We start from the raw sequence: 21,425 nt of genomic DNA on the forward strand, positions 1-21,425 counted from the left end.
CGAGGCTCACGGCCAGCTCTCGACCATCACCGCGCGTGTCTCCTCGACCCCGACCGCCCAGAGCGCCAGCATCTCCTCGTCCGGCCGCTGATAGCGGCCGTGGAAATTGCCGTCGCCGAGGATCTCGCGCTTCCGCTGCGGATTGGCGGCCTGATAGAGCGCCGTGTCGAAGGGCGGCTTCACCGCATCGGGCAGGCTCACGCCTTCGAGCCGGGTCCAGGGGAAATTCTCCATCCAGGAGGCGTGCGAGGCGGCCGGGTCGACCGCCTTCACCGCCGCCTGGAAGCGCGGCCCCGCCCACCAATTGTGCATTTTGACGCTGGCATCGGGGCGCCGGCCCATCCATTCGGTCACCGCCGTCATCACCGGCGCATTGCCGCCATGGCCGTTGACCAGCACGATGCGGCGAAAGCCGGAGCGGTAGACGCCTTCGAGCAGGTCCTCGAGCAGCGCGATATAGGTGGTCATCCGGAGCGAGATCGTGCCGGGATAGGCGGTGAAGCCCGGCGTCATGCCATAGGCCTGCACTGGGAAGACCGGGATGCCGAGCGGCTCGGCGGCTTCCGCCGCGACACGCTCCGACAGGATGGCGTCGGTGGCGAGGCTCAAATAGGCATGTTGTTCGACGCAACCGAGCGGCAGTGCGCAGCGATCGTCGCGCTTCGCCTGTTCCTCGATCTGCATCCAGTTCATCCGGGCGACGAGCACGGCCTGATCCTTGCGTTTCGGCGAAACCGCGTCATCCTTGACAGTCGCATCAGTGACCGTCAAGTTCCATATGGAACTAAATGGGATGCCCGAGATGGCACGCGCTCCAACCACCTTGTCCAGGCTCGATCCAGGCCGCGAGGCGGCCCTGCGCGAGCTCGATCCGCTCACGGTCACCAAGCTCTGGGACAATCCCTGCTGGTTGTCGTTCCGGCTCAATTTCATCGCCTTCCGCTTCAACGATCCGGTCTATCGCTGGATCGAGACGCGCTACGGGCTGGTGCGGCCGGAATTCGTCGCGCTTTATGCCGTCGGACTCAAGGGCGGCGTCGCCGCCAAGAACATCGTCTCCTCCTCCGGCCTGCCGAAGAACACGCTGTCGCGTGCGATCCAGAAGCTGCTGCAGCGGCGGCTGCTGAAGCGCGAGACCGACCCGGACGACCTGCGCAGCTATGTGCTGGCGCTGACGCCGGCCGGGCGCGCCATCTTCGACGAGACCATGCCGATGATGGTCGGGCAGCAGACCGTGATGCTCTCCGTCCTCACAGAAGCCGAGCAGAAGCAGCTCTGCGAGCTGATGGACAAGATGGTGATCGCCTCCCCGACCTGGCCTGCCGATCTGGAACCCGAAGGGACCTCAACATGACCAAGCCTTTGTCGCATCGGTCCCCGCTTTGGCGGACCGCCGCACTCGCAACCCTGATCGGATTGCCGCTCTCCGGCGCCGCGATGGCGCAGACGCTGACGATCGGCGTGCGGGCGGGACCTGAATCGATCGATCCGCATTTCACCGCGACCGGCACCCATGCCGAGGCACTGAAGCACGTCTTCGACACGCTGACCTGGTCGGGCGACAAGCTGCAGATCGAGCCGCGCCTCGCCACGAGCTGGAAGGCGATCGAACCCGCGGTCTGGGAGTTCAAGCTGCGCCCCGGCGTCAAGTTCCATGACGGCTCCGACTTCACCGCCGAGGACGTCAAGTTCTCGATCGAGCGCATTCCGGTCGTCGCCGGCCCGAACCCGACCACGATCTATGTCCGGCGCGTCAAGGAGGTGAAGATCGTCGATCCGCTCACCGTCCACATCGTCACCGACGGGCCGGCGCCGAATCTGCCGAACGATTTCATCCGCCTGTTCATCGTCTCGCACAAGGCCGCGGCCGGGCTGACCAAGGACAATGCCAACGACGCCTTCAACACCGGCAAGGCGGCGATCGGCACCGGCCCCTACAAGTTCGTGTCCTGGACGCCGAAGGACCAGCTCGTGCTCGAGCGTTTCGACGGCTACTGGGGCGAGAAGGAGCCGTGGCAGCGCGTGCTGCGCAAGGAACTGCCGAACGACGCCGCCCGCGTCGCCCAGCTCAAGGCCGGCCAGGTCGACCTCATCGTGCGTGCACCGGCCTCCGACGTGCCGACGCTGAAGCGGGACACCAAGCTCTCGGTCGCCACGATCGACACGGTCTATGTCTTCAACATGGAGCTCGACATGCGGGACAAGTCCCCGCAGGTCAGCGCCAAGGACGGCTCGGCCCTGGCCAAGAACCCGCTGCAGGACGCCAAGGTGCGCGAGGCGATCGACCTCGCCATCGACCGGCCGGCGCTGGTCGAGGTCGCGATGGAGGGCCTCGGCGCACCGGTCAACCAATTGGTGACGCCTGACATCGCCGGCTACAACAAGAGCCTGCCGCCGCTGAAGCCGGATCTCGCCAAGGCGAAGAAGCTGATGGAGGAGGCCGGCTATCCGGGTGGCTTCAAGGTCTCGTTCTCCTTCACCAATGACCGCCTGCCGGGAGACCGCCAGGTCGGCACCTCGATCGCGCAAATGCTGGCGCGTATCGGCATCGAGGTGAACGCCAACGCCCAGCCTGGCGCGGTCTTCTTCCCGGCGCGCCTGCGCGGAGACTTCTCGATGTCGATGTCGGGCTGGGGCACGCTGACGGGCGAGGCGAACTACACGCTCTCGTCGGTCGTCCACTCGAACGACCCGGCCAAGAAGCTCGGCGCCTTCAACGTGCTGAATTACAAGAACGCCGAACTCGACAAGCTGATCGAGGACGCCGCCATCGAGATGGACGAGGCCAAGCGCAACGACCTCCTGGCGCAGGCCAACGCCATCGTCGCCAAGGACCGGCCGCGCCTGCCGATCGTCGCCGTCGGCTCGGCCTGGGCGATGCAGAAGGCCAAGGTGACGATCCGCCCGCGCGTCGACGAGGACACGCTGGCGATGGACATCAAGCCTGTGAAGTAAGCCAACCACGTTTTCCCGTCATGGTCGGGCTTGTCCCGACCATCCACGTCTTCGCTTTGCTAATCGAATGCGGTGTTCAAGACGTGGATGCTCGCCACAAGCGCGAGCATGACGGCGGCGCCTATTTCGGCAAACAACCAACGCTCGGAACGACAGTATGACCATTGCCCTCGCCATCCATGGCGGCTGCGGCACCTTGCCCAAGGCCGAGATGTCCGACGCCGAATGGGCCGAGGCCAAGGCCCATCTCGCCAAGTCACTACGGGCCGGCTGGGCGATCCTGACCAAGGGCGGCAGCGCGGTCGACGCTGTGGAGGCCGCCGTGCTGGTGATGGAGGATTCCATCCATTTCAACGCCGGCCACGGCGCCGCCTTCAATGCCGATGGCGAGCACGAGCTCGACGCCTCGATCATGGACGGCTCGACGCTGGCCGCCGGCGCGCTCTGCGCGGTCAAGCGCATCCGCAATCCCATCAGCGCCGCCAAGGCGCTGATGCATCAGGGCGATCCGCTGCTGCTGACCGGGCCCGCAGGGGACGCCTTCGCCCAGACCGAAGGGCTGGATATCGTCGATAACGAGTATTTCTCGACCGAGCGGCGCCGCAAGAACCTCGCATCGATGAAGATCCGCGAGCTCGTCGGCACCGCTGGCGAGGCGAGCGAGGCCGAGAAGCACGGCACCGTCGGCGCGGTCGCGCGCGACGCCAATGGCCATCTCGCCGCCGCGACCTCGACCGGCGGCTACACCAACAAGCCGGTTGGACGCGTCGGCGATTCCCCGATCATCGGCGCTGGCACCTATGCCCGCGACGGCCGCTGCGCCGTCTCGGGCACCGGCAAGGGCGAGTTCTTCATCCGCTACTGCATCGGCCACGAGATCGCGTCGCTGATCGGCTATGCCGGCCTCTCACTGAAGGAAGCATCCGATCGCGCCATCGCCGAGCTCACCGCCCACAAGATCGGAGCCGGCCTCGTCGCCGTCGGGGCCGATGGCACGATCGTCGCGCCGCACAATACTGACGGCATGTATCGCGGCTGGGTGACGCCGGACGGGCTCGTCCATGTCGGAACCCATGCCGATGTCGAGGTGATGGGGCAGGCATGAGCGACGAACCCATCCTGATCTGGGGCGCCGGCGCGATCGGTGGCACGCTCGGCGCCTATTGGGCGCGGGCCGGGGTGCCGGTGCTGCTGGTCGATATCGTGCCCGAGCATGTCGAGGCCTGCCGGACATCGGGACTCTCGATCACCGGACCGGTCAAGGAGTTCCGGCAGGTCGTGCCGGCGGTGACGCCGCAGGAGCTGACCGGCACCTGTTCGCGCATCGTGCTGGCGGTGAAGGCTGGTGCGACGGAAGCCGCGCTCGCTGCTCTGAAGCCGCACCTCGCCGCCGATGGCTTCGTGCTCTCGGCCCAGAACGGGCTCAACGAGATCACCATCGCCAAGGCTGTCGGCGAGACGCGGACCATGGGCTGCTTCGTCAATTTCGGCGCCGACTGGCACGGGCCGGGCGAGATCCTCTACGGCAATCGTGGCGCCGTGGTCGTCGGCGAGCTCGACGGGGCGATGACCGACCGCGTGCGCGAGATGCACCGGCTGCTCGCGCTGTTCGAGCCGGACGCGATCCTGACCGACAACATCTACGGCTATCTCTGGGGCAAGCTCGCCTATGGCGCGATGCTGTTCGGGACAGCGCTGACCAATGACTCGATGTCGGCGAACTTCGCTGCCCCGGAGCGGCTGCCGGTCTGGCTGGCGCTCGGTCGCGAGGTCGGCGCCGTCGCAGCGGCGCGTGGGGTAAAATCGCTCGGCTTCGGCGAATTCAACCCCGCCGTGTTCGCGCCGGGCGCGCCGGAAGGTCCGCAGGTCGAAACGATCGCCTGGCTCGCCGACTATACCTCGAAAACGGCCAAGACCCATTCCGGCATCTGGCGCGACCTCGCCGTGCGCAAGCGCAAGACCGAAGGCCAGGCGCAGATCGGCATCATCTCACGGCTCGGCCGCGAAGTCGGCGTCGCCACGCCGGCGCTCGAGATGCTGGTTGCCCTGATCCAGGACATCGAGGACGGGCGCCGCCCGATGTCGTCAGACACATTGAAGGTCCTGATCGAGCAATGCAGATCCGTTTCGACGACCGCGTAGCCCTCGTCACCGGCGCAGCCCAGGGCATCGGCCGTGCCATTGCGGCCGCACTTGCCGAGGCCGGCGCCCGCGTTCATCTCGCTGATCTCGATGCCGAGGGTGTCGCGGCCAGCGCGGGGGCGATCGGCGCGAGCCCGCATGTCGCCGATCTCGGCAGCCCGGAGACTGCTAAGGAACTGACGGCTGCGATCCTCGCGAGAGAAGGCCGGCTCGACCTCCTGGTCAATGCCGCCGGTGGTGTGCGCGGGCAGGTCGGCCGGCCGATCGAGGAGATCTCCGAGAGCGACTGGCGCGCCATCTTCGCCGCCAATGTCGACGCCGCCTTCTTCCTGTCGCAGGCGGCCGCGCCGGCGATGAAGCAGGCCGGATATGGCCGCATCGTCAACATCTCCTCGGGCGCCGGCCTGCGCCCGAGCCTCACAGGCATCCAGGCCTATGCCAGCGCCAAGCATGCGCTCGTCGGCCTGACCAAGCAGCTCGCCTGGGAGTTCGGGCCGCATGGCATCACCGTGAATTCGGTCGCGCCCGGCTTCGTCCGCTCCAACCCGGCGACCGAGCGGCAATGGGAATCCTATGGTCCGGAAGGCCAGAAACGGCTGATCGAAGGCATCCACACCCGCAAGCTCGGCACGGCCGAGGATATCGCCCATGCCAGCCTGTTCTTCCTCACCGAGCAGGCAGGCTGGGTGACCGGACAGATCCTCTCGGTCGATGGCGGGCGCTCCTGAGCGCATCGCGACGCAAGTCTGTGCGTGCAACAAGCCTGCGCGTGCAATAAGCGAGGTGCCGACTGCGACGTTTGAATCGCGGCGCCGGGAGGAGCATCAATGGAGCGCAGTTTCGATCTCGCCATCGTCGGCGCCGGCATTGTCGGCCTCGCCCATGCGCTCGCGGCGGCGCGGCGTGGGCTGAAGGTCGTCGTCGTCGACCGCGACACGCGGGCGAACGGCGCCTCGATCCGTAATTTCGGCTTCGTCTCGGTAACTGGTCAGCAGGCCGGCCAGACCTGGCAGCGGGCGCGGCGCTCGCGCGACATCTGGGCTGAGATCGCGCCGAAGGCCGGCATCGCCGTCACCCATGCCGGGGTCTGCGTCACCGCCCGCCGGCCGGAGACGGTCGCGACGCTCGAAGCCTTCCTTGCGACGCAGATGGGCGAGGATTGCGAGCTGGTCGCCGGCCCGGCGCTCGCCGCGCGCTTTCCCTTCCTCGTCGGTCAGCAGGCGGCGCTGTGGAGCCCGCACGAGCTGCGCGTCGAATCGCGCGAGGCGATCCCGCTGCTGGCCGCTCATCTCGAATGCGACTGGGGCGTCACCATCCTGCGCGGGACGACGGTCCACGGTGTCGCGTTGCCGGCAATCGAGACCTCGGCGGGACGCTTGCGTGCGGACGCCGCGATCATCTGCCCGGGCGACGATTTCACCGGCCTCTATGCCGACGAGCTCAAGGCCGCCTATCCCCAGCTGACCCGCTGCAAGCTGCAGATGCTGCGGGTGCGGACCGCTGCCGCCGGCCCGGACCTGCCTTGCGCCGTGATGTCAGACCTCTCGGTGGTGCGCTATCTCGGCTATGCCGAGCTGCCGGAATCCGCAGCCTTGCGCGCCCGCATCGAGCGCGAGCAGCCGGAGCAGCTCGCCAACGGCATCCACCTGATCGTCGTCGCCTCGGCCGACGGCACGCGCGTCGTCGGCGACTCCCATCACTATGCCGCAACGCCAGACCCGTTCGGCGACACCGATGTCGACGAATTGATGCTCGACGAATACGAGGCCGTGTTCGGCACTCGCCCGCCGGTCGAGGCGCGCTGGCTCGGCACCTATGCCAGCCTGCCCGACCGGCCGATGCTGCGCGAGAGGATCGAAGGCCGCGTCCGTCTGGTCATCGTCACCTCGGGGACGGGAGCATCGACCGCCTTCGCCATCGGCGAGGAGACCATTGCGGAGATGTTCGGCTGAACGCCCTTTATCGCCCCTGATCGGCGGCGACACTTCGCAACTGCTCGATCTCATGGCAGCGCCGCCTGTTTTTCGACGATTGACAAACTGCGAAACGCAGTCGAGATTTCATACGCATACAAACGAATTTCCACCCTGGCTTGTTGCATTGCGCTGCACTGGCCTAGGGTAGGAAATCGCGCAGCGAGGGGCTGTGGATGCGTAAGTCGAGCGATCAACGGGAGAGCCATCGAATGGACCGTCGCCAATTCGTCAGCGGAGCTGCGCTCGGCGCCGTCACGCTGGCCACACCGTCGCTGCTGCGCGCCCAAAGCGCGCCGATCAAGATCGGCGAGATCAACAGCTATACCTCGCAGCCGGCCTTCCTGAAGCCCTATCGCCAGGGCTGGGAGCTGGCGCTGGAGCAGGTCAACGCCGCCGGCGGCGTGCTCGGCCGCAAGGTCGAGACACTGTTCCGCGACGATGCCGGCAAGCCCGAGGATTCGGTGCGCCTCGCCGGCGAGCTGATCAATGCCGAGAAGGTCGACCTGCTCTCGGGCGGCTTCCTCTCCAATGTCGGCCTCGCCATCGCCGACTACGCCCTGCAGAACAAGCGACTCTACGTCGCCTCCGAGCCGCTCTCGGACGCGATCGTCTGGGCCAAGGGCAACCGCTACACCTTCCGCCTGCGGCCCTCGACCTACATGCAGGCGGCGATGCTGGTCGAGGAAGCGGCCAAGCTCCCGGCCAAGAAATGGGCGCTCGTTGCGCCGAACTACGAATACGGCCAGTCGGCGGTGAAGTGGTTCAAGGAGCTGCTGAAGAAGGCCAAGCCCGATGTCGAGTTCGTCGCCGAGCAGTTCCCGGCGCTCGGCCGCATCGATGCGGGGGCGACCGTGCAGGCGCTCGAAGCGGCCAAGCCCGAAGCGATCTTCAATGTCACCTTCGCAGCCGATCTCTCGAACTTCGTCCGCCAGGGCAACACCCGCGGTCTCTTCGAAGGTCGCACCGTGGTCTCGATGCTGACCGGCGAGCCGGAATATCTCGATCCGCTCGGCGCCGAGACGCCGGTCGGCTGGATCGTCACCGGCTATCCGCACGCCGACATCCAGACGCCGGACCACGTCAAGTTCCGCGACGCCTACAAGGCGAAGTACAACGACTATCCGCGCCTCGGCTCGGTCGTCGGCTATGACACCATGAACGCCATCGCCGCGGGCCTTGCCAAGGCGGGCACGACCGAGAACGAGAAGCTGATCGACGCGCTGAAGGGGCTGAAGTTCACCTCGGCCTTCGGCCCGGTGGAGTTCCGCGCCTCCGACCATCAGTCGACGCTCGGCGCCTATGTCGGCAAGACCGCGGTCAAGGACGGCAAGGGCGTGATGGTCGACTGGCGCTATGCCGACGGCGCCAAGTACCTGCCTTCGGATGCAGAGGTGAAGACGCTTCGCCCGGCGGGCTGAAGCGCCGGAGTTCGACCTGATCTAGACTAGGCTACCCGGCCGCGGCAGATCGCTGCGGCCGCGGGAGAGTTGCGCCCTTTTTCGGCTGTTTCAACGGAACCCGGCATGATCGACCTGATCTTCGCGCAGACGCTCAACGGCCTGGCCTCGGCCTCGTCGCTTTTCCTCGTCGCCTGTGGGCTGTCGATCATCTTCGGCGTGACGCGGATCGTGAACTTCGCGCACGGCTCGTTCTACATGCTCGGCGCCTATCTCGCCTTCACGCTGGTCTCCCGCTTCGGCCCTGCCGACGTGCTCGGCTTCTGGGGCGGGGTGCTCGTGGCGGCGCTGATCGTCGCGGCGCTCGGCGCGCTCGTCGAGATCGTCATCCTGCGCCGGATCTACCAGGCGCCGGAGCTGTTCCAGTTGCTCGCCACCTTCGGCCTGGTGCTGATGGTGCAGGACATCGCGCTCGGCATCTGGGGGCCGGAGGACAAGCTCGGCCCGCGCGCACCCGGCTTCAAGAGCTTCGTCGTGCTGATGGGCAGCCGCTTCCCGACCTACGAGCTGTTCCTGATCGTGGTCGGGCCGCTGATGCTCGGCCTGCTCTGGTTCCTGTTCCAGAAGACGCGCTGGGGCACTTTGGTGCGCGCCGCGACGCAGGATCGCGAGATGGTCGGCGCGCTCGGCGTCAACCAGCGCCTGCTCTTCACCTCGGTCTTCGCCTTCGGCGCCGGCTTGGCAGCTCTCGGCGGCGCGCTGCAGCTCCCGCGCGAGGCGGTGAACCTGCACATGGACCTGTCGATGATCGCGGAGGCCTTCGTCGTCGTGGTCGTCGGCGGGCTCGGCAGCGTCACCGGCGCGTATCTCGCCGCAGTGCTGATCGGCATCATCCACGCCTTCGGCATCCTCGTCTTCCCGAAGATCACGCTGGTGCTGGTCTTCCTGGTGATGGCCATCGTTCTCGTCATCAAGCCCTATGGGCTGATGGGCAAGCGCCCGGTCGGCAGCGCCCATGCGCACGGCCCGGTCGAGCCGCTGCTCCTGCCCGCCTGCGCCAACGTCAAGCTGATCGGCCTGGCCGCGCTGGCCGTGCTGCTGCTCGCGCCCTTCATCGTCGCCGACCACTGGCTGCTGACGCTGACCGAGCTCTCGATCTTCGCGCTCTTTGCGGCGTCCCTGCACTTCATGATGGGGCCGGGCGGCATGGCTTCCTTCGGCCATGCCGCCTATTTCGGGCTGGGCGCCTATGGCGCGGCGCTGGCGGTGAAATGGCTGGGCATGCCGATGCTGCCGGCGCTCGCCTTCGCGCCTTTCCTCGCCGGGATCGCCGGCTTCGTCTTCGGCTGGTTTTGCGTCCGGCTGTCCGGCGTCTATTTGGCCATGCTGACGCTGGCCTTCGCTCAGATCGCCTGGGCGACCGCCTTCCAATGGGTCGACGTCACCGGCGGCGACAACGGCATTCTCGGCGTCTGGCCGGCGGCCTGGGCGAGCTCGAAGCTGGTCTACTACTATCTGGCGCTGGCGATCTGCGTCGCGGCGATCCTCTGCCTTCGCGTCGTCGTCTTCGCGCCTTTCGGCTATGCCTTGCGGGCCGGGCGCGACAGCCCGCTCCGGGCCGAGGCGATCGGGCTGCCGGTGATGCGCATCCAGTGGATCGCCTTCATCATCGCCGCCTTCGCGGCGGGCATCGCCGGCGCCCTCTTCGCCTTCTTCAAGGGCTCGGTCTTCCCGACCTACATGGCGATCCCGCGTTCGGTCGACGGCCTTCTGATGGTGCTGCTCGGCGGCGTCCAGACCGTCTCCGGCCCGATCATCGGCGCCTTCGCCTTCATGGGCCTGCAGGAGCAGCTGATGAAGGCGACGATGTACTGGCGCTTCGTCCTGGGCGCCTCGATCGTGCTGCTCGTCATCCTGTTCCCGCGCGGACTCGTCGGCACGGCGCTAGCCTTCGCCGAACGGCGCCGCGAGGCTGAGCCCGCCGCCCCCGTCCCCGCTGCGCCGGAGCCCGCCCGATGACGCCGGTCCTCGAAGTCCGCAATCTCGGCAAGTCGTTCGGCGGCGTGCGCGCCGTCGACGATGTCAGCTTCTCGGTCGAGGCCGGGAAGTTGCTGGCGCTGATCGGCCCGAACGGCGCCGGCAAGACCACCTGCTTCAACATGCTGAACGGCCAGCTGCCCTCAGACCGCGGCGAGGTGATCTTCGACGGCAGGACGATCACCGGGTTGAAACCGCGCGAGGTCTGGCGGCTCGGGGTCGGCCGCACCTTCCAGATCACCGCGACCTTCGCCTCGATGAGCGTGCGCGAGAACGTGCAGATGGCGCTGATCTCGCATGCCGGCGAGACCTGGACGCTGTTCGGCCGAGCCAAGGACCGCCATGTCGCAGAGGCCGATGCACTGCTCAGCCAAGTCGGCATGCTCGATCAGGCCGAGCGTGCCTGCGGCGTGCTCGCCTATGGCGACCTGAAGCGCGTCGAGCTTGCGGTCGCGATTGCCAACAAGCCCAAGCTCCTTTTGATGGACGAGCCGACTGCCGGCATGGCGCCGCGCGAGCGCATCGCGCTGATGGCGCTGACCGCCGAGATCGCCAGGGAACGCGGCATCGCCGTGCTGTTCACCGAGCATGACATGGACGTGGTCTTCGCCCATTCCGACGCGATTCTGGTGCTCGACCGCGGCAAGCTGATCGCCAAGGGCCGGGCCGAGGAGGTCCGCAACGATCCGGCCGTGCGCGCGGTCTATCTCGGCTCCGGCGCGACCTCGGGAGGCCACTGATGCTCGAGATCGAAGGGCTCAACGCCTATTACGGCCGCGCCCATATCCTGCACGGTGTCGGCTTCTCGATGGGGCGCGGCGAGGTGCTGGCGCTGATGGGCCGCAACGGCGCCGGCAAGTCGACGACGATGAAGGCGGTGATGGGACTGGTGCCGCCGCAGGCGGGCCGCGTCGTCTTCGAGGGGCACACGATCGTCGGGCGCGAGCCCTTCGAAATCGCCCGCCTCGGCATCGGCTATGTGCCGGAGGAACGGCGGGTCTTCTCCGAACTCACGGTGATGGAGAACCTCTCCGTGGCGCAGCGGCCCAAGCGCGAAGGCGCGCCGCACTGGACGCCGGAGCGCTTGTTCCAGCTCTTCCCCAATCTCGGGCGCATGCGCGACCGGCCGGGCGGGGCGATGTCCGGCGGCGAGCAGCAGATGCTGACCATCGCCCGCACGCTGATGGGCAATCCCAAGCTCGTCCTGCTCGATGAGCCCTCGGAAGGCCTCGCACCGGTAATCATCGAGGAGATGGCCAAGACCATCCTGGCGCTGAAGGGCGAAGGGCTCTCGGTGCTGATCTCCGAGCAGAACCTGCACTTCGCCGGCTCGGTCGCCGACCGCGCCGCGATCATCGAGAAGGGCCTGATCCGCTTCACCGGCACGATGGCCGAGCTCAAGGCCGACGAGGCGGTGCGGGCGCAGTACCTCTCGGTCTAGCTACCTAGCACCACCCTTTCCCTGGTCATACCGGGCGACCGAAGGGAGACCCGGGATCCATTCCGGAACCTTTCCAATGGATATTCAGGAATGGATCCCGGATCGGCGCCGCTTCGCGGCTTGTCCGGGATGACAAAGATGGAAGTTGAAACGAAAAACCCCGGAAGCTTGCGCTTCCGGGGCAGGTGCCCGGCCGTGACCACGGCCTGGGGGGAGGAGCCTTACCAGCCGGCGAGGACCGAGCCCTTGAAGCGCTCGGCGACGAAGGCCTTGATCTCGGGGGTGTGATAGGAGGCGAGCAGCGCCTTGACCCAGGGCTTGTCCTTGTCGGCCTCGCGCACGGCGATCAGGTTGACGTAAGGCCCCTTCGGATCCTCGCGCAGGATCGCCGAGGTCGGCTCGATCTTGGCGTCGACGGCGTAGTTGGTGTTGATCGCGGCGGCGGCGACGTCGGGGAGCGAACGCGGCGTCTGGGCCGCCTCGATCTCGATGATCTTCAGCTTCTTCGGGTTGCCGACGATGTCGGCGACGGTCGGCTTGAAGCCGACGCCATCCTTGAGCTTGATCACGCCCTTGTCCTGCAGCAGGAGGAGCGAGCGGCCGCCATTGGTCGGATCGTTCTGGATCGCGACGGTGGCGCCATCCGGCACCTCGGTCCAGCTCTTGTATTTCGACGAGTAGATGCCGAGCGGGAAGTTCACGGTCAGGCCGACGCTGACCAGCTTGAAGCCGCGATCCTTCACCTGGTTGTCGAGATAGGGCTGGTTCTGGAACGAGTTCGCCTCGAGCTCGCCGGCCGCCAGCGCCTGGTTCGGCACGACATAGTCGGAGAACTCGATGATCTTGAGGTCGAGGCCGTTCTTGGCGGCGATCGGCTTCACCTTCTCGAGGATCTCGGCGTGCGGGCCGGGCGAGGCGCCGATACGGACGACCTGGTTCTGTTGGGCGAGCGCCGGGACGGTGAAGGCGACGGCGGCGAGCGCGGTCGCGAGGATGATCCTGCGAGTGGTCATGGGAGAAGCTCCGTTACGAAGAGGGATTGGGGGAAAGGCTTTAGGTTTCACCAGCTCGGAAGGATCGAGCCCTTGAAGCGCTCAGTGACGAAGGCCTTGATCTCGGGTGAGCGATAACTTTCGACCAGCGCCTGGACGAAAGGCTTGTCCTTGTCGACGCCGCGCACTGCGATCAGGTTGGTGTAGGGGCCCTTCGGCTCCTCACGCAGGATCGCCGAATTCGGGTCGATCTTGGCGTCGACGGCATAGCTCGTATTGATCGCGGCAGCGGCGACATCGGCGAGCGAGCGGACCGTCTGACCCGCCTCGATCTCGATGACCTTGAGCTTCCTGGGGTTCTCGGTGATGTCAAGGACGGTCGGCTTGAAGCCGGTGCCCGGCTTCAGCTTGATCACGCCCTTGTCCTGCAGCAGAAGGAGCGCGCGGCCGCCATTGGTCGGGTCGTTCTGGATGGAAACGGTCGCGCCCTCCGGCACCTCCGCCCAGCTTTTGTACTTCAACGAATAGATCCCCATCGGGAAGTTCACGGTGGTCGCGGCGCTGACGATCTTGAAGCCGCGGTCCTTCACCTGGTTGTCGAGATAGGGCCGATGCTGGAAGGCGTTGGCCTCGAGATCGCCGGTGTCGAGCGCCTGGTTCGGGATGACGAAATCCGAGAACTCGAAGATCTTGAGGTCATAGCCCTTCTTCGCGAGGATCGGCTTGACCTGCTCGGCGATCTCGGCATGCGGGCCGGGCGTGACGCCGATGCGGATCACCTGGTTCTGCTGGGCGAAGGCGCCACCAGCGGACAAGGAGAGGGCGGTGGCCGCAGCGAGCAGGCTGCGGCGGGAGAGGAACCTAGGCATCTTCTGTTTCCAGTATTCGGTCGTGGGTAAGCGGTTGCTCAGGCGTGGCGCAGGCGCTTGTTGAGGCGGCGCGACAGGCGGTCGCCGACGCTCTGCACGGTCTGGACGAGGACGATCAGCACGGCGACGACGATCGCCATCACATCCGGCATGAAGCGCTGATAGCCATAGCGGATGCCGAGATCGCCCAAGCCGCCGCCACCGACCGCGCCGACCATGGCCGAGAAGCCGAGCAGGCTGACCAGCGCCAGCGTCAGGCCGAGCACGATCGCCGGCAGCGCCTCGGGCACCAGCACCTTGCGGACGATCTGCAGCGGGCTCGCGCCCATCGAGCGCGCCGCCTCGACCAGGCCCTGATCGACTTCGCGGATGGCGCCCTCGATCAGGCGGGCGATGAAGGGCGTCGCCGCCACGGTCAGCGGCACGGTCGCGGCGAAGGTGCCGATCGAGGTGCCGGCGATCAGCCGGGTGAACGGGATGATCGCGACGACCAGGATGATGAAGGGTGTCGAGCGCGTCGCGTTGACCAGCGCACCGAGCACCGCATTGACCGCGGGAGCGGCGAAGAGCTCGCCTTTCTTGCTGGTCGCCAGGAAGACGCCGAGCGGCAGGCCGAGCGCCGTGCCAATGCCGGCGGCGATCGCGACCATCAGCAGCGTGTCGCCGGTCGCCTCGACAATCAAACGGATGAGTTCAGGAGACATGGCCGACCAGCTCCGCCTTGAGGTCGAGGGATTTCAGCGCGCCGAAGACGGCGGCGAGCTCGGGCTCGCTCGCCGGCACGGAGACCAGCAGGCTGCCGAAGGGTTTTTCGCCGATCGCGTCGATGCGGCCGGCGAGGATGTTGACGTCGACGCCGATGACGGCGCTGAGGCGGCTGATCACCGGCGTCGTCGCGTTCTCGCCGGTGAAGGCGATGCGCAGCACGGCGCTGTCGCCGGCCAGTGCCTGCGCATGGATGCGGCCGGCGAGGTATTCGGGCACCTCGACGCCGGTCACGGCCTCGACGAAGCTCGCCGTGGTCGGATGGCGCGGCCGGGTCATCACCTCGAAGGTCTCGCCCTCCTCGACGATGTGGCCGCCCTCGATCACCGCGACGCGGTCGCAGATCTCCTTGATCACCGGAATCTCGTGGGTGATCAGGAGGATGGTGATGCCGAGCTCGCGATTGACCTGCTTGAGCAAAGCCAGGATCGCGCGAGTCGTTTCCGGATCGAGCGCCGAGGTCGCCTCGTCGCAGAGCAGCACTTTAGGCTCGGTCGCCAGCGCACGGGCAATGCCGACGCGCTGCTTCTGGCCACCGGAGAGCTCGGCCGGATAGCGCTCGCGCTTGTCGGCGAGCCCGACCAGATCCAGCAGGCGGCTGACCTGCTTCTCGATCTTCGCCCGCGGCACGCCGGCGATCTCCAGCGGCAGCGCGACATTGTCGAACACCGTGCGCGACGACAGCAGGTTGAAATGCTGGAAGATCATGCCGGTGGCGCGGCGGCGTTCGCGCCAACCGGCCTCGGTGAGATTGGTGACGTCCTCGCCCTCGATCAGGATACGGCCGGAGGTGGCGCGCTCCAGCCCGTTGACGAGACGGATCAGCGTCGACTTACCGGCGCCGGAGCGGCCGATCACGCCGACGATGGCGCCGCGCGGTACGACGAGGTCGATGCCGGCGAGCGCCGTCACCGGCTCCTGGCTGTCACGGCCGGCGAAGGTCTTGCCGACCGCTTCGAAGCGGATGATCGCTTCGGACGGTGGCGCGGGAACAAGGCCGTCGATGCGGAATGCATCGGGCTTCACGGGGGCGTTCATCATGACCTCAGAAATGCGTGTGGCACGACCAGTGCGCAATGCCCAATTGCTCGAGCGTGACCTCGCGGATCGAACGGCGGCGCTCCTCGGCGCCGAGCTCGGCGAAGGAGCGCTCCTGCCAGCGCGGTTCACCGAGGTCGGCAGGCACCGCCCGCCCGAACCAGGACGCGACCAGCGCGCGCAGGGTTTCGAATACGTGCACCGGGGCGCCCCTCAGGCCGCCAACCGGGCAGCGCCATGGCGCCGCCGGGAGACGAGCTGGCGCGCCGCGAGTTCGGCCGCGACCGGCGTCGCGAAGCGCTGGCCTTCGAGCCGGTCGAAAGCGGCCGAAGCGGAGATGAAGGTGAAGAAGCGCTCATCGGCGCCGCGGGCAACGAGCCCGGCCTGGGTCTCGCCGACCTCGATGACATAGGCCTGACGAGCGGGGGCGGTGGAGGCGGTCTGGGACTGGAACGACATGACGATCTTCGCCGCGTTGCGGCGCCCTGTACTGTAGCGATGTCGGAGGTGATGCCGGTAAACGGCCTCAGCGCTGGATCAGCGGCGACAACAGCACATCATCGAACGGCGGAGCGGTTCGACAGGGCGGAGCGGGAAACCGGTCATGTTCATCTCCTCAAAGCCAGGAGCCCACGACCACGTCGTGGCGCTTTAGCGTTTGGTGACGCGGCGCAAGCTGCTCGCTCAAATCTCCGCGGCCATCGGTCACCCGACGGCATCCGTAATCTAGGAAAGACCGTTCTGCATGTCAATCCAAACGTTCTTTTAAAGGTACAGGGCGATTGGGAAGAGCCTTTCGCCGAACCGGCATAGAAGGAAATTTTCTTTTCCGGCGCAGCCCCTACCACCCCCGGCGTAGAACAACCTGCCAATCTGGCATCGCCGGGCCGACCTGCTATCGTCCGCACCGACTCAAGGCGGGGCGGGATGAACGACAGGACGGACAGCGCCGGCATTGTCGACGGCCGGATGACGGTGGCGGGCGGCACTTTCGTGCAGAACCCGACGAAGGTGCTCGCCTTCACGGCGGAAGGACTCGTTCCGGTCGCCGGGTACGACTGGCGCGACGGGGCTTTGCATGATGCCGGCCGGATCGAGGCTCGGGCGCGGCCGGATGGCGCGCGGCTCGCGCGAATCGACCAGCCGGGACCGGCGCAGGAACTCGCCCTGACGATCCGATCCTTTGCCGGCGAGAGCGCGCCGCTGCTGCGGCTCAGCCTTCCCGCCGGGGCGCAGGGCGATCTCGACGACCGGCTCGCCGCCGAGCTCTTCCTGCCGCAACCGCTGTTCGCCGGGCTGCGGCAGGACCTAACCGACGGCCGCGCCGGATCGCTCTCCTTCGCGGCGACGACCAATCTCTGGCTGCGCGACGGCGCCGGCGATGACGAGCCGCCGGTCTTCCATCTTGCGCCCGAGATCGATGGCCGCAAGGCGCAGGCGCATGGCCGGGTGCAGAGCATCAGCTGGCGAGCCGGGCCGTCGGACACTGCCGGCGGCCCCGCTTTTCTGGCAGGACAGCCGGATCAGGCGCCCGAAGCCGAGCCGTCGGAAGACCCGGTCGCCGAGCAGCTCAGGCGGATCAATTGGAGCCTGAAGCAGGTCCTGATCGTGCTTGCCTTCCTGATGCTGATCATCGCGCTGAAATAGGGCTCATTCGTCCTGCGAGCGCCGATTTCCCTGCGTTTCGAAGACCTGCTCGTTTTCGATCCATTTGCCGTCGAGGCCGCGGCCGCGATTGAGCTGCGTCTTATCGCGATTGGAGAGCACCTTGTGATCGGGCAGCGAGGCCGGCCGCGTGCTCGTCGCGCCGGTTCCGTCTCCCTTGCCCTTGATGCTCGGACCGAGCTTCCCGCCGGCATTGGCCATCATCGTCTCCTTTGCGTGCGTCGAGCCCCATGCCTTGCCAACGCCTCGGCTCGACGATGGTTCGCGCCCGAACCTTGCGGCCAGTCGCCGCGTTGTTCCCGATGCAAGCCAGGAGGCGCCCATGCTCGACATCCTTCCCGCCGCCGACCATGTCGCGGCTTTCCGCATCACCGGCACGCTCTCGGAGCCGGATTTCGACACCCTGATCGCCGAGATCGAGAGCAAGCTCGAACGCCATGAGAAGCTCGGCATCCTCGCCGATCTCAGCGGCTTCGAGGACATGACCTTCCGCGCCGGGCTGAAGGATGCGCGCTACGGCTTCGGCAAGATCCTGCAATGGCACCGTTTTCCGCGCGAGGCCGTCGTCACCGACAAGGGCTGGATCGAGACGCTGGTCGCGATCGCGAGCCCGCTCGTGCCCTTCGTCGAGGTCCGGAGCTTCAAGCCGGATGCCTTCGACGCGGCGCTCGCCTGGGCGAGCGAGATCGAGGGCGGGCCGAACGCCTGAGCCTGCCGCCAAGATGAACGGCAGCCGACTATCGCGTTCAGGCGGGGTTGCAACGCGATGCGCTTCAATGGCGACAACTCGAAAAGGAGATGCCCATGCGACACCTTCTCATCGCCGCGGCGATCGCGCTCGGCGCCGCCGTCACTCCGGCCGCCGCCAGCGAGAGCTTCAGCGGCGCTGCCGCCCTCGACAAGGTCGAGGCGACCTATACCCGCCACACCCGCGAGCACCGGCACTGGGAGATCCAGCGCAACATGGAGCGCCAGAACCGCTATGGCGGCTACCATCGCGGCTATGACCGCGGCTACGGCTATGGCCGTCACCGTGGCGGCCCGCCGCCCTGGGCCCCGGCCCATGGCCGCCGCCATCACGATCGCTACGACCGCTTCTAAGCGGTCGCCGCGCCCTTCGCTTCCCTGTCCCCAGGGCGAAGGGCGCAGAACTTCCAATTCACGCGCGTCATGCTCGGGCTTGACCCGAGCATCTCAGGCCGATGAGGCTCTAATCAGCGCCCACTGGTCCCGAGATTCTCGGGTCTGCGCTGCGCTTCGCCCGAGAATGACGCATGGGATTTCCCCGCCCGCAGGCTCAGCCTGCGGGCGTTATCGCGATCGAGGGGCAGCGGAGCGCCGCGAGGCGCGTTTGGTGATCCGCTTCCATTGAGCCAGGAAGCGGCGCGAAGGGATTGAGCCACCCTCCGCACGCCCCGTGGCGCTCCGCCATCGACGATTTTAAAGCCCCGGGCCGCGCTTCATTCGGACGCACCACCGATCCCGCCCGCCACCTTCGCCAGTGCCCCTCATCGGGTCGCCGCGTCGGCGTTCGGGCGGCTGGTCATCGAGGGTAAGTCCAGCTAGCGAGCTCCTCGCGCAGGGGCCGTAGTACCCCACGCAGACAAGCTTGCGCAGTCTGCGAGACTCAAAAGTGGAAGACGCCGCCGCAGGCGGCGGCTTTGGTCGGTTCCCGAAGCCTCCCGGGAGCGAGGCGCAACCCTCGCCCGCAGGCGCCGCACCCACCNNNAGCGCGAGTATACGGGAGGCGCGGAGGGCGGGGATTGTTCTCGTGTCTATCCCCGTCCGACCCTCCCCGTCATGGTCGGGCTTGTCCCGGCCATCCACGTCTTTGCACCCGAGTGACCGGTACTGCGCTGGCCAGTATGTCATCAGCGCCGCAAGACGTGGATGCTCGGCACAAGGCCGAGCATGACGGCGGGAGGTCAGGCCTCGCCCCGAGGCCATGTCACCACCAAGCCGAACCGGCGCAAGACGTGGATGGTCGCCACAAGGGCGACCATGACGGGAGAGGCATTCGCGCCCTTGCCGGTGACCGGACCGCCCACCATCCTGCTGGCATGAAGCGCAAGGGTGGCTGGGTCTACATCATGACCAACCGGCCGAACGGCACGCTCTATCTCGGCGTGACGAGCAATCTGGCGCGCCGCGTCCATGAGCATCGCGAGGGGCTGGTGACCGGCTTCACCAAAACCCACGGCCTCAAGAGGCTTGTCTGGTACGAATGGCATGACGAGATCGGGGCCGCGATCCAGCGCGAGACCTCGATGAAGCGCTGGTACCGCGCCTGGAAGACACGCACGATCATGGCGCACAACCCGGACTGGAACGACCTCTACGACGAACTGGCGTGAATGCGCTGAGTGCTATCCCACGCTCACCCCGTCATGGTCGCCCTTGTGGCGACCATCCACGTCTTGCGCCAGTCGGGCCGGGCGAAGCAGCTGTCAGAACCGCGTCATGGTCGGGCCTGTCCCGACCATCCACGTCTTTGCTCGGTGGAGGCTGGCCGCAGCTTTCGTTGCGAGCAGCGCATCAGCAGCGTCGCAAGACGTGGATGCTCGGCACAAGGCCGAGCATGACGGTGGGAGGCACTGGAACCTCGACCCAGCCTTCTCCCGGATGGGAGAAGGTGGCGCGGAGCGCCGGATGAGGGCCTGCCCTATCCGATATAGGTGGTAGCGGCGCCGTTGCGTTCAGACGATCAGCGGCGGGNCTCACCCCTGCCCCTCTCCCATCTGGGAGAGGGGTTGCCCTTACGCTACTCAAGAATTTTGACTTACTGCGCAATTCATGCAACGCATCTTTATTAGTCAATTTCCAAAGTCAGCTGATAGTAGAGATTCATGATTTACGATCAGGATAGCTTCCGCCGCGCAATAATAAATTTTTTCGGCTCTTTAAGAATTTCTATAGACCGCCCTTACAGAGACTGGCACCCATCCAGAGAGGTAGAGCGTGATCGATACACCAAAACCATGCTCCTTATAGAAGAAGCCCGCATCCGCTTCAATAGCATTGTACGATTCAAGAGCGATCTAAACACGAATGATCTCAGCTTTGTTTGCCGAGAGCTGTTAGTTTTTATAGATTCTTTCCTGAGTTCAAAAATTGTCGACCCGAATCTTCTGGCTCGAAGATTCCGCATAGCTCCGCCTTACCCGTCAAGCGAACGCAACAAACCACCCATTTTCCTTGAAATGGAGGAATGGAACGGCCTTGCCATTGGTGACGCGCTGCAGGCGTTTCGTCATCTTATAATTCGAGCGATAGATGGAGGAATACCTTCACAAGGGACATTGGATTTTCAGAACGCCCCTTCAATTATTCCAAGGCAGCAGTTGGCGCCTGCTCAATTCGAGATTCGTAATGGAAAAATCTCCGTTAAACGCAGTCAACCTGCCCCGAGAAAAGAAGATATCTCAAACATCTCTCTAGCTCTAAATCATATTATCAACTCTGGTCAGAATCTGATTGATACTCTCAAAAATTCGAATTGCGACAATCGTCTCGTAGAGCAAGTCTCTTTATTGAATAAATCTTTATCTGCAAACGATAATATCATTCAGATTGGGTTAACAAATATTGCTTGTAATATTATGTCAAGTCAATTTAAAGAAGAGCTTCCAGATGCTGTAGTATCCATGTTTTATGCTTATAATAATAGTATCTCTATGTACGCTGCTCAATTTCCAGAATGGGAGAAGTTTGTATCAAATGCAAATAATGTTGAACTTTCTCCAAGTGATATTTCTGATATCGAAATTACAGCTGATAATATCGCTAACGAGCTTTCTCAAGAAAATGATATTTCTGATGATAACGTACCACAGACAATCAAAAAAATTCGATCATTTATTCAATCTCCAGGTTCCGGTGCTAAAAAAGCAGCGTTTGCACTTCTTAAGACGATTGAGAACCTCGTTTCTAGCATAATACATCACACCTCAAATCTGATCGAAAAGACAACGAGTAAAACGATAGAAGGCCTATCAGCCGTAGCATCAAAACTTATAATAGGATTACTAGGCATAGCCTTATTGGGAGCAACTGGGATTGCCCCAGCAGCATTGAGAGCGGGCGCGCCGTGGGTTCAACAGGCTGCGGAGCTATTAAAAAAGCAAATCGACAAAAGCATTGACTGAGGT

General features: G+C 65.3%; 23 protein-coding genes. 15 read left to right on the forward strand and 8 right to left on the reverse strand.

Going from position 1 to position 21,425, the window contains the following annotated elements; genetic code table 11:
* Positions 1 to 6: 6 nt before the first annotated feature.
* Complete coding sequence (locus ASE66_RS07690; protein ID WP_057189242.1) at positions 7 to 708, reverse strand: creatininase family protein; 702 nt, start codon at positions 706 to 708, stop codon at positions 7 to 9.
* 94 nt (positions 709 to 802) lie between these two features.
* Between ASE66_RS07690 and ASE66_RS07695 the strand changes: the two genes are divergently transcribed.
* From ASE66_RS07695 to ASE66_RS07740, 10 genes are all read left to right on the forward strand, one after another.
* Positions 803 to 1,354, forward strand: a complete 552-nt coding sequence (locus ASE66_RS07695) for a MarR family winged helix-turn-helix transcriptional regulator (protein WP_057189243.1) — start codon at positions 803 to 805, stop codon at positions 1,352 to 1,354.
* Complete coding sequence (locus ASE66_RS07700; RefSeq protein ID WP_057189032.1) at positions 1,351 to 2,955, forward strand: ABC transporter substrate-binding protein; 1,605 nt, start codon at positions 1,351 to 1,353, stop codon at positions 2,953 to 2,955. Before ASE66_RS07695 ends, ASE66_RS07700 begins: the two co-directional genes overlap by 4 nt.
* A gap of 157 nt (positions 2,956 to 3,112) precedes the next feature.
* Positions 3,113 to 4,060 carry an isoaspartyl peptidase/L-asparaginase family protein gene (locus tag ASE66_RS07705; RefSeq protein ID WP_057189033.1) on the forward strand — a complete coding sequence of 316 codons (948 nt, stop codon included), beginning with the start codon at positions 3,113 to 3,115 and terminating at the stop codon, positions 4,058 to 4,060.
* A complete protein-coding gene (locus ASE66_RS07710) occupies positions 4,057 to 5,097 on the forward strand; it encodes a ketopantoate reductase family protein (RefSeq protein ID WP_057189034.1) in 1,041 nt (346 codons plus the stop codon). The genes ASE66_RS07705 and ASE66_RS07710 overlap by 4 nt, the downstream gene beginning before the upstream one ends.
* Complete coding sequence (locus ASE66_RS07715) at positions 5,070 to 5,825, forward strand: SDR family NAD(P)-dependent oxidoreductase (RefSeq protein ID WP_057189035.1); 756 nt, start codon at positions 5,070 to 5,072, stop codon at positions 5,823 to 5,825. The genes ASE66_RS07710 and ASE66_RS07715 overlap by 28 nt, the downstream gene beginning before the upstream one ends.
* 99 nt (positions 5,826 to 5,924) lie before the next feature.
* A complete protein-coding gene (locus tag ASE66_RS07720) occupies positions 5,925 to 7,049 on the forward strand; it encodes a TIGR03364 family FAD-dependent oxidoreductase (RefSeq protein ID WP_057189036.1) in 1,125 nt (374 codons plus the stop codon).
* 233 nt (positions 7,050 to 7,282) lie between these two features.
* Positions 7,283 to 8,491: an ABC transporter substrate-binding protein gene (locus ASE66_RS07725; protein ID WP_057189037.1), complete on the forward strand. Its 1,209-nt coding sequence runs from the start codon at positions 7,283 to 7,285 to the stop codon at positions 8,489 to 8,491.
* 105 nt (positions 8,492 to 8,596) lie between these two features.
* The gene (locus ASE66_RS07730) at positions 8,597 to 10,489 is read left to right on the forward strand and encodes an ABC transporter permease (RefSeq protein ID WP_057189038.1); all 1,893 of its coding nucleotides are present in this window, start codon (positions 8,597 to 8,599) and stop codon (positions 10,487 to 10,489) included.
* The gene (locus tag ASE66_RS07735; RefSeq protein ID WP_057189039.1) at positions 10,486 to 11,247 is read left to right on the forward strand and encodes an ABC transporter ATP-binding protein; all 762 of its coding nucleotides are present in this window, start codon (positions 10,486 to 10,488) and stop codon (positions 11,245 to 11,247) included. Before ASE66_RS07730 ends, ASE66_RS07735 begins: the two co-directional genes overlap by 4 nt.
* Positions 11,244 to 11,948 carry an ABC transporter ATP-binding protein gene (locus tag ASE66_RS07740; RefSeq protein WP_200964568.1) on the forward strand — a complete coding sequence of 235 codons (705 nt, stop codon included), beginning with the start codon at positions 11,244 to 11,246 and terminating at the stop codon, positions 11,946 to 11,948. Before ASE66_RS07735 ends, ASE66_RS07740 begins: the two co-directional genes overlap by 4 nt.
* A 221-nt stretch (positions 11,949 to 12,169) precedes the next feature.
* Here the strand turns inward: ASE66_RS07740 and ASE66_RS07745 are convergent, their stop codons facing one another.
* Genes ASE66_RS07745 through ASE66_RS07770 form a run of 6 tightly spaced genes read right to left on the reverse strand, consistent with a single transcriptional unit; the run spans position 12,170 to position 16,071 of the window.
* Positions 12,170 to 12,961, reverse strand: coding sequence for a MetQ/NlpA family ABC transporter substrate-binding protein (locus ASE66_RS07745; RefSeq protein ID WP_057189041.1), 792 nt, complete (start codon positions 12,959 to 12,961; stop codon positions 12,170 to 12,172).
* 47 nt (positions 12,962 to 13,008) lie between these two features.
* On the reverse strand, positions 13,009 to 13,809 hold the full coding sequence (locus tag ASE66_RS07750) for a MetQ/NlpA family ABC transporter substrate-binding protein (protein WP_057189042.1): 801 nt from the start codon (positions 13,807 to 13,809) through the stop codon (positions 13,009 to 13,011).
* A gap of 38 nt (positions 13,810 to 13,847) precedes the next feature.
* Positions 13,848 to 14,513 (reverse strand): methionine ABC transporter permease, encoded by a 666-nt coding sequence (locus ASE66_RS07755; protein WP_057189043.1) that lies wholly within the window; start codon positions 14,511 to 14,513, stop codon positions 13,848 to 13,850.
* A complete protein-coding gene (locus tag ASE66_RS07760; RefSeq protein ID WP_057189044.1) occupies positions 14,503 to 15,612 on the reverse strand; it encodes a methionine ABC transporter ATP-binding protein in 1,110 nt (369 codons plus the stop codon). Before ASE66_RS07760 ends, ASE66_RS07755 begins: the two co-directional genes overlap by 11 nt.
* A gap of 7 nt (positions 15,613 to 15,619) precedes the next feature.
* Positions 15,620 to 15,814 carry a hypothetical protein gene (locus ASE66_RS07765; protein ID WP_057189045.1) on the reverse strand — a complete coding sequence of 65 codons (195 nt, stop codon included), beginning with the start codon at positions 15,812 to 15,814 and terminating at the stop codon, positions 15,620 to 15,622.
* 11 nt (positions 15,815 to 15,825) lie between these two features.
* Positions 15,826 to 16,071, reverse strand: coding sequence for a hypothetical protein (locus ASE66_RS07770; protein ID WP_057189046.1), 246 nt, complete (start codon positions 16,069 to 16,071; stop codon positions 15,826 to 15,828).
* A 468-nt stretch (positions 16,072 to 16,539) separates the two neighbouring features.
* On the opposite strand from ASE66_RS07770, the gene ASE66_RS07775 reads away from it, so the two are divergent.
* A complete protein-coding gene (locus ASE66_RS07775) occupies positions 16,540 to 17,259 on the forward strand; it encodes a hypothetical protein (protein ID WP_057189047.1) in 720 nt (239 codons plus the stop codon).
* 3 nt (positions 17,260 to 17,262) lie between these two features.
* On the opposite strand, the gene ASE66_RS33150 is transcribed toward ASE66_RS07775, so the two are convergent.
* Entirely contained in the window at positions 17,263 to 17,601 is a 339-nt protein-coding gene (locus ASE66_RS33150; RefSeq protein WP_244494833.1) for a hypothetical protein, read from the reverse strand.
* On the opposite strand from ASE66_RS33150, the gene ASE66_RS07785 reads away from it, so the two are divergent.
* The 4 genes from ASE66_RS07785 (at position 17,600) to ASE66_RS31975 (ending at position 21,422) form a co-directional block, all read left to right on the forward strand.
* Entirely contained in the window at positions 17,600 to 17,986 is a 387-nt protein-coding gene (locus ASE66_RS07785) for an STAS/SEC14 domain-containing protein (protein WP_057189049.1), read from the forward strand. The genes ASE66_RS33150 and ASE66_RS07785 overlap by 2 nt on opposite strands.
* 95 nt (positions 17,987 to 18,081) lie before the next feature.
* Complete coding sequence (locus ASE66_RS07790) at positions 18,082 to 18,378, forward strand: hypothetical protein (RefSeq protein ID WP_057189050.1); 297 nt, start codon at positions 18,082 to 18,084, stop codon at positions 18,376 to 18,378.
* Positions 18,379 to 19,253: 875 nt separating this feature from the next.
* Positions 19,254 to 19,631, forward strand: a complete 378-nt coding sequence (locus ASE66_RS07795; protein WP_413814252.1) for a GIY-YIG nuclease family protein — start codon at positions 19,254 to 19,256, stop codon at positions 19,629 to 19,631.
* A gap of 492 nt (positions 19,632 to 20,123) precedes the next feature.
* Complete coding sequence (locus tag ASE66_RS31975; RefSeq protein ID WP_156412060.1) at positions 20,124 to 21,422, forward strand: hypothetical protein; 1,299 nt, start codon at positions 20,124 to 20,126, stop codon at positions 21,420 to 21,422.
* The last annotated feature ends 3 nt before the right edge of the window (positions 21,423 to 21,425 follow it).

Source organism: Allobosea sp. Root483D1, from assembly GCF_001429505.1.
GTDB lineage: Bacteria > Pseudomonadota > Alphaproteobacteria > Rhizobiales > Beijerinckiaceae > Allobosea.

Bases quoted from the DNA above. Each gene is read 5' to 3' on its own strand.
- ASE66_RS07700 (WP_057189032.1), top strand. From the start codon at position 1,351: ATGACCAAGCCTTTGTCGCATCGGTCCCCGCTTTGGCGGACCGCCGCA.
- ASE66_RS07735 (WP_057189039.1), top strand. From the start codon at position 10,486: ATGACGCCGGTCCTCGAAGTCCGCAATCTCGGCAAGTCGTTCGGCGGC.
- ASE66_RS07770 (WP_057189046.1), bottom strand. From the start codon at position 16,071: ATGTCGTTCCAGTCCCAGACCGCCTCCACCGCCCCCGCTCGTCAGGCC.
- ASE66_RS07705 (WP_057189033.1), top strand. From the start codon at position 3,113: ATGACCATTGCCCTCGCCATCCATGGCGGCTGCGGCACCTTGCCCAAG.
- ASE66_RS07710 (WP_057189034.1), top strand. From the start codon at position 4,057: ATGAGCGACGAACCCATCCTGATCTGGGGCGCCGGCGCGATCGGTGGC.
- ASE66_RS07775 (WP_057189047.1), top strand. From the start codon at position 16,540: ATGAACGACAGGACGGACAGCGCCGGCATTGTCGACGGCCGGATGACG.
- ASE66_RS31975 (WP_156412060.1), top strand. From the start codon at position 20,124: ATGATTTACGATCAGGATAGCTTCCGCCGCGCAATAATAAATTTTTTC.
- ASE66_RS07730 (WP_057189038.1), top strand. From the start codon at position 8,597: ATGATCGACCTGATCTTCGCGCAGACGCTCAACGGCCTGGCCTCGGCC.
- ASE66_RS07785 (WP_057189049.1), top strand. From the start codon at position 17,600: ATGCTCGACATCCTTCCCGCCGCCGACCATGTCGCGGCTTTCCGCATC.
- ASE66_RS07750 (WP_057189042.1), bottom strand. From the start codon at position 13,809: ATGCCTAGGTTCCTCTCCCGCCGCAGCCTGCTCGCTGCGGCCACCGCC.
- ASE66_RS07755 (WP_057189043.1), bottom strand. From the start codon at position 14,513: ATGTCTCCTGAACTCATCCGTTTGATTGTCGAGGCGACCGGCGACACG.
- ASE66_RS07745 (WP_057189041.1), bottom strand. From the start codon at position 12,961: ATGACCACTCGCAGGATCATCCTCGCGACCGCGCTCGCCGCCGTCGCC.
- ASE66_RS07720 (WP_057189036.1), top strand. From the start codon at position 5,925: ATGGAGCGCAGTTTCGATCTCGCCATCGTCGGCGCCGGCATTGTCGGC.
- ASE66_RS07790 (WP_057189050.1), top strand. From the start codon at position 18,082: ATGCGACACCTTCTCATCGCCGCGGCGATCGCGCTCGGCGCCGCCGTC.
- ASE66_RS07695 (WP_057189243.1), top strand. From the start codon at position 803: ATGGCACGCGCTCCAACCACCTTGTCCAGGCTCGATCCAGGCCGCGAG.
- ASE66_RS07725 (WP_057189037.1), top strand. From the start codon at position 7,283: ATGGACCGTCGCCAATTCGTCAGCGGAGCTGCGCTCGGCGCCGTCACG.
- ASE66_RS33150 (WP_244494833.1), bottom strand. From the start codon at position 17,601: ATGGGCGCCTCCTGGCTTGCATCGGGAACAACGCGGCGACTGGCCGCA.
- ASE66_RS07715 (WP_057189035.1), top strand. From the start codon at position 5,070: ATGCAGATCCGTTTCGACGACCGCGTAGCCCTCGTCACCGGCGCAGCC.
- ASE66_RS07760 (WP_057189044.1), bottom strand. From the start codon at position 15,612: ATGAACGCCCCCGTGAAGCCCGATGCATTCCGCATCGACGGCCTTGTT.